We start from the raw sequence: 13282 nt of genomic DNA, 5'->3' as shown, positions 1-13282 counted from the left end.
CACGCAGTTACGCAGCATGAATAGCGACCAACTTCCGAACCCCGACCGTATTCGCGCTATTGCCGATGAAATTCACCTGCATAAGTTTGGCGGCAGTAGCCTCGCCGACGCTTATTGCTATCGCCGCGTTGCTCGCATCGTCACCGAATATGCGGGCGTCAGCGATCTTATCGTTGTCTCAGCAGCCGGTGATACTACCAACCGTATACTCGCTATCATTGATGCCCGTGAAGCCCAACCGGAGTATGCCGCCACGTTATTGGCATCCTTACAACGCTATCAACAGGGCTTAATTGAAGAGCTACTGTCTGGTCGCCAACTCACCCGTGTAATGGCGGCTTCCGAGAAAGACTTTGCCCGTTGGCAACAATGGTTCATTGGCGAGGAAACGATCGAGCGCGCAGAGCTCTGCGCCTACGGTGAGCTTTGGTCAGCTCGCTTACTCGCCGCACTGTTAGAGAAACAAGGCACACGCGCGGATTATATCGACGCGCGCACATTTTTATCCGCCACTGATGCCGCCGAGCCGGTGATCGACGTTGCCCGTTCTCGCGATGCTTTATTAAAACGATTAGGCCCCTATCCGGGCATGCGCTTTATTGTCACTGGGTTTATATGCAGTGAGACCGGCACCGGCCGCACGTTATTGCTCGGGCGTAACGGATCTGATTATTCTGCCACCCTGATCGGGAGCCTCATTGATAGCCGCCAAGTCACTATCTGGAAAGATGTGGCCGGTGTTTATTCCGCCGATCCGCGCAAAGTTGAACGCGTCGTGAGTTTACCTACCCTCGACTGGAGCGAAGCGGAAGAGCTCGCACGCTTGGGCAGCCCGGTATTACACCCACGCACCTTCCAGCCCGTGAACCGCGAACGCATGGTGATTAGCGTGCGCTCGAGTTTAAAGGTGGAAAATCAACAAACACGTATTGGTCAGTACGATTACACCGAAGCCCAAGGCAAGGTGCTCACATCGTTGCAAGATGTGGTGTTGTTTAGCATTCATGTAAGCGATAGCGATCTCATTGCTCGCTTCGAAGGCACCCAGCTCGAACCATTGGTGAGCTGGATTGAAGAAGAAAGCCAAGAAAAATACTACGCCTTCCACCAAAACCATTTGGAGTTTATTCGCAGTTGGTTGAGCAAAGAAGATGCAGAGCACCACGTGCATGAAGTCAGTGGCTACAGCATGATCGCTTTGGTGGGCGCGCGCATTCAAGAAAGTCGGCAGTTTGCCGTGTTACGCCGAGAAGCTGGCGAGCAGCAACTGCGCCGGTTTTTAGTGTCGCCTCAGAAAACATCCGCCATCGCCATATTAGGGCAGAAGCTAGATACGCGATTGCTCAATCGGTTGCACAGTCAGTTATTCAACTTCCGCCGCAGCATTGGCTTGCTGGTGCTGGGTCGCGGCAACATCGGTGCCGAATGGTTACAATTATTCCGGCAACAGCGCGACCGCATGAACGAAAATGTCGATGTGCGCATTATGGGCATCGCTAATTCCTCACGCATTTGGCTCGATTACAGCGGGGTGGATTTACAGGATTGGCAAGATAACTTTGAACGCCTAGCACGGCCCTATGTGCTCACCGAACTGCTGCGGGAATTGCCGAACGCCCCGTGTGACGAAATGGTCGTGCTCGACCTCACCGATGCGGCCTCGATTGCCCAGCTGTACCCTAGCTTTTTCGCCAATGGCATGCATATTATCAGCGCGAACAAGCGAGCGGGCTCCGCCCACGAATCCTTGTATCGGGAAATTCGCACCATTCAACACGAGTACAAACGAGAATGGTTGTACAACACCACCGTGGGTGCGGGCTTACCACTCAATTATGCACTAAATGACTTGATTCGGTCTGGCGATCGCATTCGCAGTATCTCAGGCATTTTCAGCGGCACCATGAGTTGGTTGTTCGAAAACTTTGATGGCGAAGTAAAGTTTAGTGATCTGGTGCGGCAAGCGCGTGCTGAAGGCTTCACAGAGCCGGACCCACGCGAAGATTTATCCTGTCACGATATCGTGCGCAAGCTCCTCATCGTTGCTCGGGATATCGGCGCCACCCTCGATTGGGATGATGTGGAAATTCACGGCTTGGTGCCAAAAGCCTTGCAAGATATTCCCCTCGATGAGTTTTTGCAGCGCCTCACTGAGCTCGATGAGCCCATGCAAAAGCTGTGGCACGAGGCACAAGCGGAGCGCAAAGTTCCGCGCCTAATGGCGAGCTTCTCTGTCGGTGAAGATCGTTCCCATGCCCGGGTCGGCATTGAGTATATTTCTGTCGACGATATGCTCACCAACTTAATTCCTGGCGAGAACATTTTTGTGATCTTCAGTGATTGGTATAAAGACATGCCGCTCGTGATTAGCGGTCCAGGTGCGGGACGTCAAGTAACAGCAGGCGGCGTGCAATCGGATTTACACCAATTACTCGCCCGCCTCGCCGTTAAACGCGACGTGTAAACTCGGGTTAATTCTTTAGCGGAATAACCCGTCGTCATCTTCGAACAATTGCGGCCGGCGGCCATCAGAATCTGCGAATTCTTTTGGCTCTGTGCCGCGCACGAAATATTCAAACATACTGGTATGGTCGGAACGGTTGGTGAGCTTACCGGTCGGTTGATCAATGCGCACCGACATCATTCCTGATGGTAATTCATAAGGACTGGTATCCACATCGCCAATTACCCGTTCCATATACAGAATCCAGCCCGGCAGCGCGGTGGTTCCCCCAGCTTCTGAACCAACAATCGGTTGCCGCTGGCGACCTAAATTGGCGTTCAAGCTAGTCCGTCCGAGCGCAAACTCAAGATTATCAAAGCCCACCCAAACCGCCGACACTGTGCCTTGGCTATAGCCGGCAAACCAAGTATCACGCACGTCATTCGTGGTTCCTGTTTTTCCTGCAATGTTTCGATTGCGAAGGCTTTGCGCGCGCCAGCCAGTTCCGTTCCAACCGGTTTGATGTGCCCAACTACCGCCCCCCCAAATCGCTGATTGCAAGGCTTCCGTAATTAAGAATGCCGTTTGCTCAGAAATCACTTGCGGTGCTTGATGGAACTCTTGCTGCAACGGCGTTTCTGGGTCTATGGCGTGGGTTTCGCGGTATTCAGATTCCGCACAGCGCGCACATGCATAGCGTGGATTCGCTTGATAGATGATATTGCCGTCTTGATCTTCAATGCGATCGATAAAATAAGGATCAACTAAGTGACCACCATTCGCAAACACGGCAAATGCACGAGCGAGCTCAAGCGGCGTAAATGAAGCAGAACCGAGTGACAAGGACTCGTTGCGCGGAATTTCATGAGGCGCAAAACCAAATCGGGCCAAATAATCAGCGGTTCGATCGACTCCAACATCACGAATTAAGCGCACCGATACCACGTTTTTTGAGCGTGCTAAGGCTTCGCGCAGGCGAATTGGCCCATCGTAAACGTCTGGTGAATTGCGCGGTCGCCACGCCACGCCTGATCCCGGGTTCCATTGTGTAATGGGTGCATCGTTCACCAAAGAGGCCAGTGTAAAGTCATGCTCAAATGCGGCCGCATAGATAAATGGCTTAATGGTTGAACCCACTTGCCGCTTCGCCTGCGTCGCTCGGTTAAATTGACTCAAACTAAAGCTATAGCCGCCAACGATAGACTGTATTGCACCGGTTTGGGGGTGCAGAGCAACGATAGCAGAGCTTGGTCCGGGAACCTGCGCTAGCTTCCAACCATCATCAAAGGGTCGAACGAGAATATGATCACCTTCGTTCAGAATATCTGCCGCTCGCTGTGGCGCACGACCTTGGCGTTCATTATCAATATACTGACGAGCCCAATCGAGTCGATCCCACTCTAAGGTGTGCTGCATACCGCCACGCAGAATAATATCCACACTCTGTTCATGCACACCGACAACCACTGCATGTTGTAAACGTCCAAAGCGAGGTTGACGATTCACATACTGAATAATCTCTTGATCCGTCCAGCGAGCGCCACCATGACGCAGCATCGTTTCCAGTGTGGCTTCATCGGGAAGTGGGCGTCGTGTATCTTCTTCAGCGCGGAAGAATCGCTCTGGATCGAATCCCCACAATTGCTGCTGTGGGCCACGATAACCATGCCGCTCATCATAGGCGTGCAAGTTTTCTTGTAAGGCAAATTCTGCGGCCAATTGATGCTCTGATTTGACCGTGGTGTATACCCGCAATCCGGCTGTATATGCCGCTTCTAAACCGAAGCGATCAACTGTTTCCTGGCGCACCATTTCAGCCAAAAAAGGTGCATTCACTTCGATCTCAGCGCCGTGATAGCGCGCCGTAACAGGCGCGTTAAATGCAGCGTCGTACTCTGCGCGACTGATGTAACCTTCATCCAGCATGCGCCGCAAAACAATGCGCCGCCGCTGTACCGATGCTTGCGGATTAGAAATAGGGTTAAGGATCGATGGGCCTTGCGGTAATCCCGCAATAGTGGCTATCTCAGCAAGGGTTAACTCGTGCAGTTCGCGACCATAATACACCTGTGCCGCCGCCCCCACCCCGTAGGCACGATGCCCTAATGCGAGTTTATTTAGATACAGTTCGAGAATTTCGTCTTTACTGAGCTTTTGCTCGATATGCACGGCAATAAAGGCTTCTTTTACTTTGCGCATCCATACCCGCTCGCGGCTTAAAAAGAAGTTTCGCGCCAGCTGCATGGTAATCGTTGATGCCCCTTCACGAATCTCACCGGTAACCACGAGCACACGAAACGCTCGCATCACACCAATAGGGTCGACGCCACGATGTTCATAAAAGCGTGAATCCTCAGTGGCGAGAATGGCATCAATCATGGGTTGCGGAATTTCATCGAGGGTAAGTGGAATACGACGTTGTTCACCGAACTGAGAAATCAGTCGGCCATCGGCACTATATACCTGCATCGGGATTTGTAATCGCACATCACGCAAGGTTTCCACACTTGGCAAATCATCCTTGACGTAATAATACAAACCAACCACGGCCGCACCCGCAAGCGCGAACAACACTATCAGTGTGAGTACCGTGTACTTGAGAAATCTAATCACAAAAATTCCGCCATTACCCTGTATTGAACTGCGCATTATAGAAAGATTATGCGCTAAATTTAACCAAAGCGTTGTTGAATTTACGTAAGTTTGTTGCGCGCTTCATATTTGGATAGTCGTTTTAGGAGATTGCAGGATGCATTCGAGCCACAAGAAGCAAACCAAGGAAGGGGTTCTACGGAAACACATGAACGCTCTGGTCGCCGGCTTATATCACACAGAATCCGACGTTGTTATGGTGATTATTGAAGACTGGGCGACATGCCCTCGGGTTCGGCATGTCTTCCAGTTTCCTCACACTGAGCAAGCTCTCACACTCAACTCAATTTCTCTCTTCACACACATCAGTAAGAGATTCGTTGTCGGTAAAAGTTCCACGAAGTTTTGGCAAAAACGAAAAAAAGTGATCTGCTCTTGGGCGATTCAGACCTATGAACGTTATTCGTTATTTGTACCCGATGATTTAACCATGCCGGAGCAGATGCATTTCGCTCATACAAAAATAATGGAACGGGATCAGCACTGTCCGTTTGAGGATTTTTGGGACATGTATCACCAAGGCGCCGACACCGAGTTACGCAGTGTTGAACGGCGCCAAATTTTGCCTTACTGGCAGGTCCTGACCTCGTGGAAACGTCGGTTTAGTCCCTTGCCGAGCCTCGCCATACACCCAGTTCCGCCCCTCTTTGCAGACGACCTTGATGGGTTTGTTGCTCCTGCCCAAACCTTGATCGAGCAGCGATGCCAGCAGTGCGACAACGAGCGCGAGCATACACCCGCGTTAGTGCATGCAGCCTCAGTGGCCCTAGCGCTGGGCAATAAGCTACGTTCAATGGGGTCATCCATGTCAGCCGCAAGAAAGCCTCACGCCTATGGCCTTTAATTTCCTCACCCCCTTTCCACAACGTTGGCATCAACGCTGCCAGCGTGCCAGGCACCAGCTTTATGCGGCGTTCATCTTGCTGCTGATCACACTCACCGTGCAGCTCGTGCGCATACCGTCTGCGCTGACATTGAGCGAACGAGAGGCCTTACAACAGTTTCGCCTCGCGGCTTCTCAGCCGCAAATCCACGAGCATCAAGTACAAGCATTACTGAACTTTATTGCATCAATAACTGCATTGGATACGGCCTTCCAAATACCCGTGGTTCGTATGCAAAACCACGTGCTGACGCTGGAAATGCGGGTTCCTCGCTCGGATACATTAGCCATGGTAACCGATACTTTGGATATTACTGGGTGGCAGCAACAGTCTGTCGTTATCGAACCAGAAGCCCCTGACGCTTCTTTTGTTCGCATGATCTGGACCTTTCATCATGCATACTAAATCTTCCTTTTGGACTCAGTTTGTTATGCGTTCATCTCAGCAGCGCCTTGTAATGCTCGGCAGCTGCATTCTGGCCGTATTTCTTATATCTGACATGCATTGGCGTGCTCCTTTAAGTGATGAACGGCAAAGGCAGCGCCAGCAGCTCCAACGTTTTCTCGCGCAAGCACAGGATGACGCTTACATTGGGCAGCCACTCATCATGGCACAGGAGCCTTTGCTCATTCCCCAACAGCCCATTGTGATAGAGACCTGGCAACTTGAAGCGGATCAGGGGCAACTCCAATTATTGGGTCCCGCGGAATACATCCTAGGATGGTTACACGCACTGCAAACCACACCCTGGATGTTCAGTGCATTAGCGCTTGAGGCCAATCATCAGGGTTTGCGTTTAAGTGGCAGCTTACACCGCCAACAGCAGCGAATCGGATCTGCTGCTGTCGTTGTGCCTGCGCACTGGCGACAATTGGTACAGCCGATAAAACCTACAAAATCGGCGCCAGCCGTTGAATCAACGCCACTTATCTCATGTGCGCCGGATTTTTCTTGGGAACATGAAGTAATCGCATTCACTCCCGGGGCAGGCCCACAGGCCGCGCGCATTGCTACGCGCGGGCACCCTGCATTAATGCCCATTTCGTATTATTTACCCACACTTAGCAGCACACAGGATGTACAGGTTCACGTCTCCACAGCGGGCGAATTCCGCCTGTTCGCGCCTGATCGAGACTGTATCCCTGTGGAGTTCCCCCTTTTACCGACACGATCCTCCCCTGTGTTCTGGTTGCCATAGCCCATACAAATTGCGATAATCGCGTGTCTTTTTCAGGGGCACAGGGGTGGTTGGACACTCATTTGATTTACTACAGCAAATACAGAAGTGACGTATAAAGCTATGGCTGATAAGCGTAACATTTTTCTCATCGGTCCTATGGGGGCCGGCAAAAGTACCATCGGGCGACAACTCGCCAAATCCCTTCACCTTGAATTTTTTGATTCAGATGCTGAAATTGAGCGCCGCACCGGTGCCGATATTAGCTGGGTATTCGAGCTCGAAGGGGAAGATGGTTTTCGTGATCGCGAAGAGAAAGTGATTAACGAGCTAACCGAAAATACTGGGATTGTACTGGCTACCGGTGGTGGCTCAGTGATCAGCAAAGAGAACCGTAATCGCTTATCTGCGCGCGGGGTAGTGGTGTATTTAAAAACCACCATCGACAAACAAGTTGCGCGTACAGAACGAGATAAGCGTCGTCCGCTTATTGCAGAAGCTGATAATCCGCGTGAAGTGCTAGAAAAACTAGCCGACGAGCGCAATCCGTTCTATGAAGAAATCGCTGATGTCATTATTCAAACCGATGAACAAAGCGCAAAAGTCGTTGCCCATGAAATCATCGAGAAGTTAGGGCTATAACCATGACAACGCCGCACGCCACATTACATGTTGAGCTTGGAACGCGGCGTTATCCGATTCTTATTGGCCATCACATATTGAGTGATCAGCTCATTGCTCTTCTTCAGCAAAGCCTGCCTCACCATGGTCGCAATATCTTAGTGATGAGTAACCCGACCGTTGCTGCCCATTATATGGAGCCGGTGCTGCAAGCTTTGCAAAAAGCGGATAAAGACTATCGGGTTCAGCATGTGCTCATTCCTGATGGCGAAAGCTACAAAAATTTAGCCACCTACAGCGATGTGATGGATGTGTTGGTCAAACACCGTTTTGATCGCGATTGCGTGATTATCGCCTTGGGTGGAGGTGTAGTGGGTGATCTCGCTGGCTTTGTTGCTGCAACTTGGCAACGGGGTGTGCAGTGCGTACAAATCCCAACCACGTTACTTGCTCAAGTCGACTCGTCTGTGGGTGGTAAAACTGCCGTAAATCACCCCGGCGGTAAAAATCTGATCGGTGCCTTTCATCAACCGGCTGCGGTACTGATCGATACAGACGTACTCACTACATTGCCGCAGCGAGAATTGGGTGCCGGCATCGCCGAAGTAATCAAATACGGCGTGATGGCTGATGCCGCATTTTTCCAATGGTTGCAAAAGAACATACAGCGACTATTAGACAAAGACGCCGAGGCACTGGCCTATGCTATTCACACCAGTTGCGCCATCAAAGCGCGGGTTGTGGCGGCGGATGAAACGGAGCAAGGGCAACGGGCACTGCTGAATTTGGGCCACACCTTTGGCCATGCCATAGAAGCAGCGACGCAGTACACTAGCTGGTTACACGGCGAAGCCGTGGCCACGGGCATGGTCATGGCAGCGCGCCTGTCTTGTTTGCGAGGATTCATCGGCACCACCTATCGGGATGCGATTATCGAGCTCATCGCCCAAGCGCAATTACCTATAGCACCGCCGGCGGCGATGGATATCGATACCTGGCTCGACCTCATGAGCCGCGATAAGAAAGTAAAAGATGGCACCATGCGCTTTATCCTACCCACCGGGCCTGGAGCGGCTGGAATTTTCAGCAATGTGACCCAAGCGGAGTTAACGGCCGTTATTACAGAGTCCGTTACGCGATCCTGAGGCCGTGTTATTCCTGATCGGTTCGGGGTACAATCCATTTTTATGCATTTAATTGGTGCCCGGCGTTTCAATAATAATGAAATCAAAGCAACGCGCATTCCTAAAGTGGGCTGGTGGCAAGTACACCCTTGTTGAGCCAATCCGTAGCCTATTGCCCCCAGGCGACAAACTGATCGAGCCCTTTGTCGGCGCCGGTTCGGTATTTCTAAATACCGACTACGACAAGTACCTTCTCAACGACATCAACGCGGATTTGATCAATCTTTATAAGATTATCAAACGCCGACCTAAAACCTTTATTGAAGACGCACGCCGACTATTTATTCCCGCGAATAATCACGCCCACGTGTATTACGCCATGCGCACCGCCTTTAATGCCTGCACCGATCCCTATGAGCGTTCCCTGTATTTTCTGTACTTAAATCGCCATGGCTACAACGGACTTTGCCGTTATAACAGCCGCGGACTCTTTAATGTGCCCTTCGGAAAATACCGCGCCCCATACTTTCCCCAGCAAGAACTGGAGTTCTTCGCAGAGAAAGCCAAGAAAGCGACCTTTACCTGCGAGCCCTTTCAGAATTCGTTTCGCCGGGCGCGCAACGGTCATGTCATTTATTGCGATCCCCCCTATTTGCCGCTGAGTCCCACGGCCAATTTCACGAGCTATGCGGGGAATGGATTTGGTTTGGATGAGCAGGCAATTCTTGCCCAAAAAGCCATTGATGCCTCAAGCCGACGCGGTATTCCTGTACTTATTAGTAACCACGATACGGTGTTTGCCCGTGAGTTATATCACTCGGCTGAACTGCTGCCATTGCAAGTACATCGTTTTATTAGTCAAAATGGCAGTACTCGAAATAAAGTCGGTGAATTGCTCGCGTACTTTGCTCCACCCATTCCTGGTCTAAAATAGGGACGTTGTCTCTTTCCAATCGCGCAAGGATTGATTCTATGTTGAATTTTACCGTCTCCACCTTCAACGAACTCAGCAACGAACTGGTGCATGACGTTTTCCGGCTGCGCCAAGATATTTTTATCGTTGAACAGAATTGTCCTTATCCTGACATCGATGGCATCGACCCTGACTGGCTACATTTGTGTGGTTTCGATGACCAAGGGCTAGTTGCCTACGCACGTTTGATGTGTACCAACCAAGAGCCCTCTCATATTGGGCGTGTGGTGGTGCATGCCCGTGGTCGTGGAAAAAGCTATGGGCGCGAGCTGATGCAACGGGCCATCGTCGAAGTGGTTGAGCGGGCCCCGGATTACCCCATCGAGCTCAATGCACAAAGCTACTTGCTCGACTTTTACACGTCTCTTGGATTCCATGTCATTGGTGACGAGTATCTGGAAGATGGCATCCCACACCGCCACATGGAATATCACCCATGAGTTTTATTGTTCCCCTGTTAGCCGCCGAGCCGGAGTTACAGCCAGCAGCAGCGAAGCTTGCGGAGCGCTTTGAATTACCGCAAGAGCATTGTGGTGAAGATTTTGTGCTCGAGCTCACCCGCGACGGTTTGCAGTTGCGTTGGCTCGACCGCCCGGATATGCAGCCTTTAGTATTGGATTACACCCGCGGCCGCCAGGCTTGGCGGCAACAGCTCGGTGGGGGCCGACAAGAAGCTGTGGTGCGTGCATTGGGTGTCGCCCATGGCATGCGACCACGAGTGCTTGATGCCACCGCCGGCTTAGGAAGAGACGGGCTTATGTTAGCCCACGCAGGTTGTGAGGTTTATTTTTTGGAGCGCCATCCGGCAATCCATGCCTTGTTGGATCAAGCGGTATTGCACTTTCAACAATATCAATCCGACGACCACTGGAGTCGCCAACGTTTGCACATGCTACCGTCAGGGAGTTTGCTAGAGCACGATGTGATGCCGTCCTTTATTCAAGAGCTCAAGCCTGACGCAGTATATCTCGATCCGATGTTCCCGGAGCGCGACAAGTCTGCAGCCGTCAAAAAGGACATGCAAATATTGCAGCAACTGGTTGGCCCCGACTTTGATGCCGACGGGTTACTGCCATTAGCACTGGAGTTGGCCACCTACCGCGTGGTGGTGAAGCGACCCAACAAAGCGCCGTTTTTAGCCGGGCAACAACCACAATCACAAGTTGCCAGCAAAAAACACCGCTTTGATATTTATCTCAAGCAGGCCTATCCGAAAATCCGTTAGTCATCATTTTGCTGAGCCCGGAATCGCAATCCACCCGACTCCACTTCCATGGAGATGGGAAAGCGCATTAACATGCGATGGTGAGGGTTATTTTCATTCAGACGATACACCGGATTCTCCGCCATGAATTCATCTAGCAGCTCTTTCACCTCGCGATTCAAAAAGGCCAGCGACCCTCGATAACCCCCGGCATCCACCGATGCACTGAGAATATCCAGATCCCGCACAAATACCGCATGCTGATCATGCCGATACACAGGCGCACCCTCCACCGACATCTCGATGGCAATGGGATAACTCATTCCCAGCCCTGATACATGCATGGTAAAGGCTGTGTGTAGACGCACTAACTTAGTGTCGTCCGGCCCCACTTCCAGAACAAGATGCTCAACTTCCAAGGGCACCGACATACCCAAAATAGTAATACGGGTTTCTAGCTCACTGGCTTGATCCCGCAAAATTTGCTCCAACTGCGCTTGCTCGACCCGATAACTGGCGATTTGGCTCAACTGGGCGCAGCCAAACAAAAACAATGTTACACAAAGAAGCACACCGTATTTTTTCATTGGGTTTCCTTATTTCATCGCATAAATCGTAGAATCCTAACAATTAGGCTACATTTTACGCTTGGTTGACCGCAGTGCATCCGATAGACTTAGGGCATCCCGCACAGGCCGTCCGTATGGACCACCTAATTATAATGAAAGATATAACACCACAGACATAGGCTTGTTTATGAAGAAGACGTTTAAAGTTCCACATACTCTAACGTTACTGTTCGGTATGATGATCATTGCGATGCTCGCCACCTGGGTGGTGCCGCAAGGATTTTTCCAAACCGAACTCACCGACACCGGACGCAGCGTTGTTATTCCTGACACCTTCGAATTGGTAGAAGAACGTCAGTTTCTCACTCCTTGGCAACTATTAACAGCAGTTCCTCGTGCCTTTGCCGCCGCTCAAGACATTATCTTCTTCGTCTTTATTGTGGGTGGCGTATTAGCCATTGCTCGCCGCACAGGCACAGTCGACGCTTTAATCGGCCGTTTGCTCGAGAAGCACAAAGATCGCCCAGAAAAGCTTATTTTTATGGTGATTTTCTTCTTCGCTCTTGCCTCTGGGGCGATTGGAACAGCCGGGGAATACATTCCCTTCGTACTCATCTTAGTGGCCTTATGTAAGGCCATGCGCCTGGATGCTATGACGGCGGTGGGGATGACAGTGGCCGGCTACGGTGTGGGTTACGGGGTGTCCGCATTTAACCCCTTTACTGTACTTATTGCGCAAGGCATTGCCGAAGTGCCACCGTATTCTGGTTTGTGGTTACGCCTATTGCTCATTGTGCCCTTTGTTTTGATCGCCTTTCACCATGTATGGACCTACGCGAAGAAAGTTAAAGCAGACCCAAGCCAAAGCTTGGTGGCTGATTTACCTTGTCCATTGGAAGGGAAAGTTCAGGCTGAGTATCCCAAGCTCAATGGTCGCCATCGTTTAATTCTCGGCACTTTCTTAGTCACCATCGCGATCGCCATTTATGGTATTTCCCAATATGGTTGGTACCTGTATGAACTGGGCGCTTGTTTTGTCGGGTGGGGTCTTTTGATCACCGTGCTGGGCCGACTGAAATTCGACGAAGCAGCAGACAGTTTCATTGAAGGCGTCAAAGATCTCACAACCACTGCCGTGCTTATCGGTGTCGCCCGAGGTATCGCCCTGATACTGGAAGACGGACAAGTGCTGCATAGCATTGTGAATGGCTTATCAATGCCTTTATCCTATGTGCCATCCTATATTTCAGCCATAGGCATGCTGATCATTCAAACCATTCTGAATCTCTTTGTGCCATCCGGTAGTGGTCAGGCATTTGTGACTATGCCATTGATGGCGCCTTTGAGTGATTTAGTTGGGGTGCCACGTCAGGTGGCGGTATTGGCCTATCAGTTTGGTGACGGCTTCTCCAACATGATTGTGCCGACCAACGCGGTGCTTATGGGGATCATTGGGATTGCCGGGGTACCTTACGATCGCTGGTTCCGCTTCTGTTTACCGCTGCTCGGTAAATTGATGCTTGCCTGCGTGGTGGTCCTCGTCCTCACGGTTATTTTTGGCTACGGAGCCGATGTTCAACCGGATGTGACCAGTATGGTGACGGTGGCAACCAGCGCTCTCGCCTAATACGCTCA

General features: G+C 51.2%; 12 protein-coding genes. 10 read left to right on the top strand and 2 right to left on the bottom strand.

Translation table 11 applies throughout. The features are described from left to right. The first annotated feature begins 16 nt into the window (after positions 1 to 16). Positions 17 to 2464, top strand: a complete 2448-nt coding sequence (metL, locus tag FM042_RS08975; protein WP_143236097.1) for a bifunctional aspartate kinase/homoserine dehydrogenase II — start codon at positions 17 to 19, stop codon at positions 2462 to 2464. A gap of 15 nt (positions 2465 to 2479) precedes the next feature. Here metL and FM042_RS08970 read toward each other — a convergent pair whose 3' ends face one another. Beyond that, on the bottom strand, positions 2480 to 5053 hold the full coding sequence (locus FM042_RS08970) for a penicillin-binding protein 1A (RefSeq protein ID WP_143236331.1): 2574 nt from the start codon (positions 5051 to 5053) through the stop codon (positions 2480 to 2482). Between the two features lie 190 nt (positions 5054 to 5243). Here FM042_RS08970 and FM042_RS08965 point away from each other — a divergent pair, with 190 nt between their 5' ends. From FM042_RS08965 to FM042_RS08930, 8 genes are all read left to right on the top strand, one after another. Continuing rightward, positions 5244 to 5939, top strand: a complete 696-nt coding sequence (locus FM042_RS08965) for a hypothetical protein (RefSeq protein WP_143236096.1) — start codon at positions 5244 to 5246, stop codon at positions 5937 to 5939. Further along, on the top strand, positions 5929 to 6384 hold the full coding sequence (locus FM042_RS08960) for a hypothetical protein (RefSeq protein WP_143236095.1): 456 nt from the start codon (positions 5929 to 5931) through the stop codon (positions 6382 to 6384). Before FM042_RS08965 ends, FM042_RS08960 begins: the two co-directional genes overlap by 11 nt. A gap of 25 nt (positions 6385 to 6409) precedes the next feature. Continuing rightward, the gene (locus tag FM042_RS08955; RefSeq protein WP_143236094.1) at positions 6410 to 7177 is read left to right on the top strand and encodes a hypothetical protein; all 768 of its coding nucleotides are present in this window, start codon (positions 6410 to 6412) and stop codon (positions 7175 to 7177) included. Positions 7178 to 7279: 102 nt separating this feature from the next. Beyond that, a complete protein-coding gene (gene aroK, locus FM042_RS08950; RefSeq protein ID WP_143236093.1) occupies positions 7280 to 7798 on the top strand; it encodes a shikimate kinase AroK in 519 nt (172 codons plus the stop codon). Positions 7799 to 7800: 2 nt separating this feature from the next. Continuing rightward, the gene (gene aroB, locus FM042_RS08945; protein ID WP_143236092.1) at positions 7801 to 8922 is read left to right on the top strand and encodes a 3-dehydroquinate synthase; all 1122 of its coding nucleotides are present in this window, start codon (positions 7801 to 7803) and stop codon (positions 8920 to 8922) included. A gap of 76 nt (positions 8923 to 8998) precedes the next feature. Then, the gene (locus FM042_RS08940) at positions 8999 to 9835 is read left to right on the top strand and encodes a Dam family site-specific DNA-(adenine-N6)-methyltransferase (RefSeq protein WP_143236091.1); all 837 of its coding nucleotides are present in this window, start codon (positions 8999 to 9001) and stop codon (positions 9833 to 9835) included. Between the two features lie 38 nt (positions 9836 to 9873). Continuing rightward, positions 9874 to 10314, top strand: a complete 441-nt coding sequence (locus FM042_RS08935) for a GNAT family N-acetyltransferase (RefSeq protein ID WP_143236090.1) — start codon at positions 9874 to 9876, stop codon at positions 10312 to 10314. Next, positions 10311 to 11099, top strand: a complete 789-nt coding sequence (locus tag FM042_RS08930; RefSeq protein ID WP_143236089.1) for a class I SAM-dependent methyltransferase — start codon at positions 10311 to 10313, stop codon at positions 11097 to 11099. The genes FM042_RS08935 and FM042_RS08930 overlap by 4 nt, the downstream gene beginning before the upstream one ends. Here FM042_RS08930 and FM042_RS08925 read toward each other — a convergent pair. Continuing rightward, positions 11096 to 11665, bottom strand: a complete 570-nt coding sequence (locus FM042_RS08925) for a DUF1439 domain-containing protein (protein WP_143236088.1) — start codon at positions 11663 to 11665, stop codon at positions 11096 to 11098. The two genes, FM042_RS08930 and FM042_RS08925, sit on opposite strands and share 4 nt — an antisense overlap. 169 nt (positions 11666 to 11834) lie before the next feature. Between FM042_RS08925 and FM042_RS08920 the strand changes: the two genes are divergently transcribed. Continuing rightward, positions 11835 to 13274: a YfcC family protein gene (locus tag FM042_RS08920; protein ID WP_143236087.1), complete on the top strand. Its 1440-nt coding sequence runs from the start codon at positions 11835 to 11837 to the stop codon at positions 13272 to 13274. Positions 13275 to 13282: the final 8 nt, after the last annotated feature.

This window comes from Aliidiomarina halalkaliphila (assembly GCF_007096385.1).
GTDB classification, from domain to species: domain Bacteria; phylum Pseudomonadota; class Gammaproteobacteria; order Enterobacterales; family Alteromonadaceae; genus Aliidiomarina; species Aliidiomarina halalkaliphila.
This window is presented reverse-complemented; position numbering and strand designations above follow the sequence as displayed.

Excerpts from the sequence above, each read along its gene's own strand:
- metL (WP_143236097.1), top strand. The coding sequence starts at position 17 with ATGAATAGCGACCAACTTCCGAACCCCGACCGTATTCGCGCTATTGCC.
- FM042_RS08930 (WP_143236089.1), top strand. The coding sequence starts at position 10,311 with ATGAGTTTTATTGTTCCCCTGTTAGCCGCCGAGCCGGAGTTACAGCCA.
- FM042_RS08925 (WP_143236088.1), bottom strand. The coding sequence starts at position 11,665 with ATGAAAAAATACGGTGTGCTTCTTTGTGTAACATTGTTTTTGTTTGGC.
- aroK (WP_143236093.1), top strand. The coding sequence starts at position 7,280 with ATGGCTGATAAGCGTAACATTTTTCTCATCGGTCCTATGGGGGCCGGC.
- aroB (WP_143236092.1), top strand. The coding sequence starts at position 7,801 with ATGACAACGCCGCACGCCACATTACATGTTGAGCTTGGAACGCGGCGT.
- FM042_RS08920 (WP_143236087.1), top strand. The coding sequence starts at position 11,835 with ATGAAGAAGACGTTTAAAGTTCCACATACTCTAACGTTACTGTTCGGT.
- FM042_RS08960 (WP_143236095.1), top strand. The coding sequence starts at position 5,929 with ATGGCCTTTAATTTCCTCACCCCCTTTCCACAACGTTGGCATCAACGC.
- FM042_RS08940 (WP_143236091.1), top strand. The coding sequence starts at position 8,999 with ATGAAATCAAAGCAACGCGCATTCCTAAAGTGGGCTGGTGGCAAGTAC.
- FM042_RS08935 (WP_143236090.1), top strand. The coding sequence starts at position 9,874 with ATGTTGAATTTTACCGTCTCCACCTTCAACGAACTCAGCAACGAACTG.
- FM042_RS08955 (WP_143236094.1), top strand. The coding sequence starts at position 6,410 with ATGCGTTCATCTCAGCAGCGCCTTGTAATGCTCGGCAGCTGCATTCTG.
- FM042_RS08965 (WP_143236096.1), top strand. The coding sequence starts at position 5,244 with ATGAACGCTCTGGTCGCCGGCTTATATCACACAGAATCCGACGTTGTT.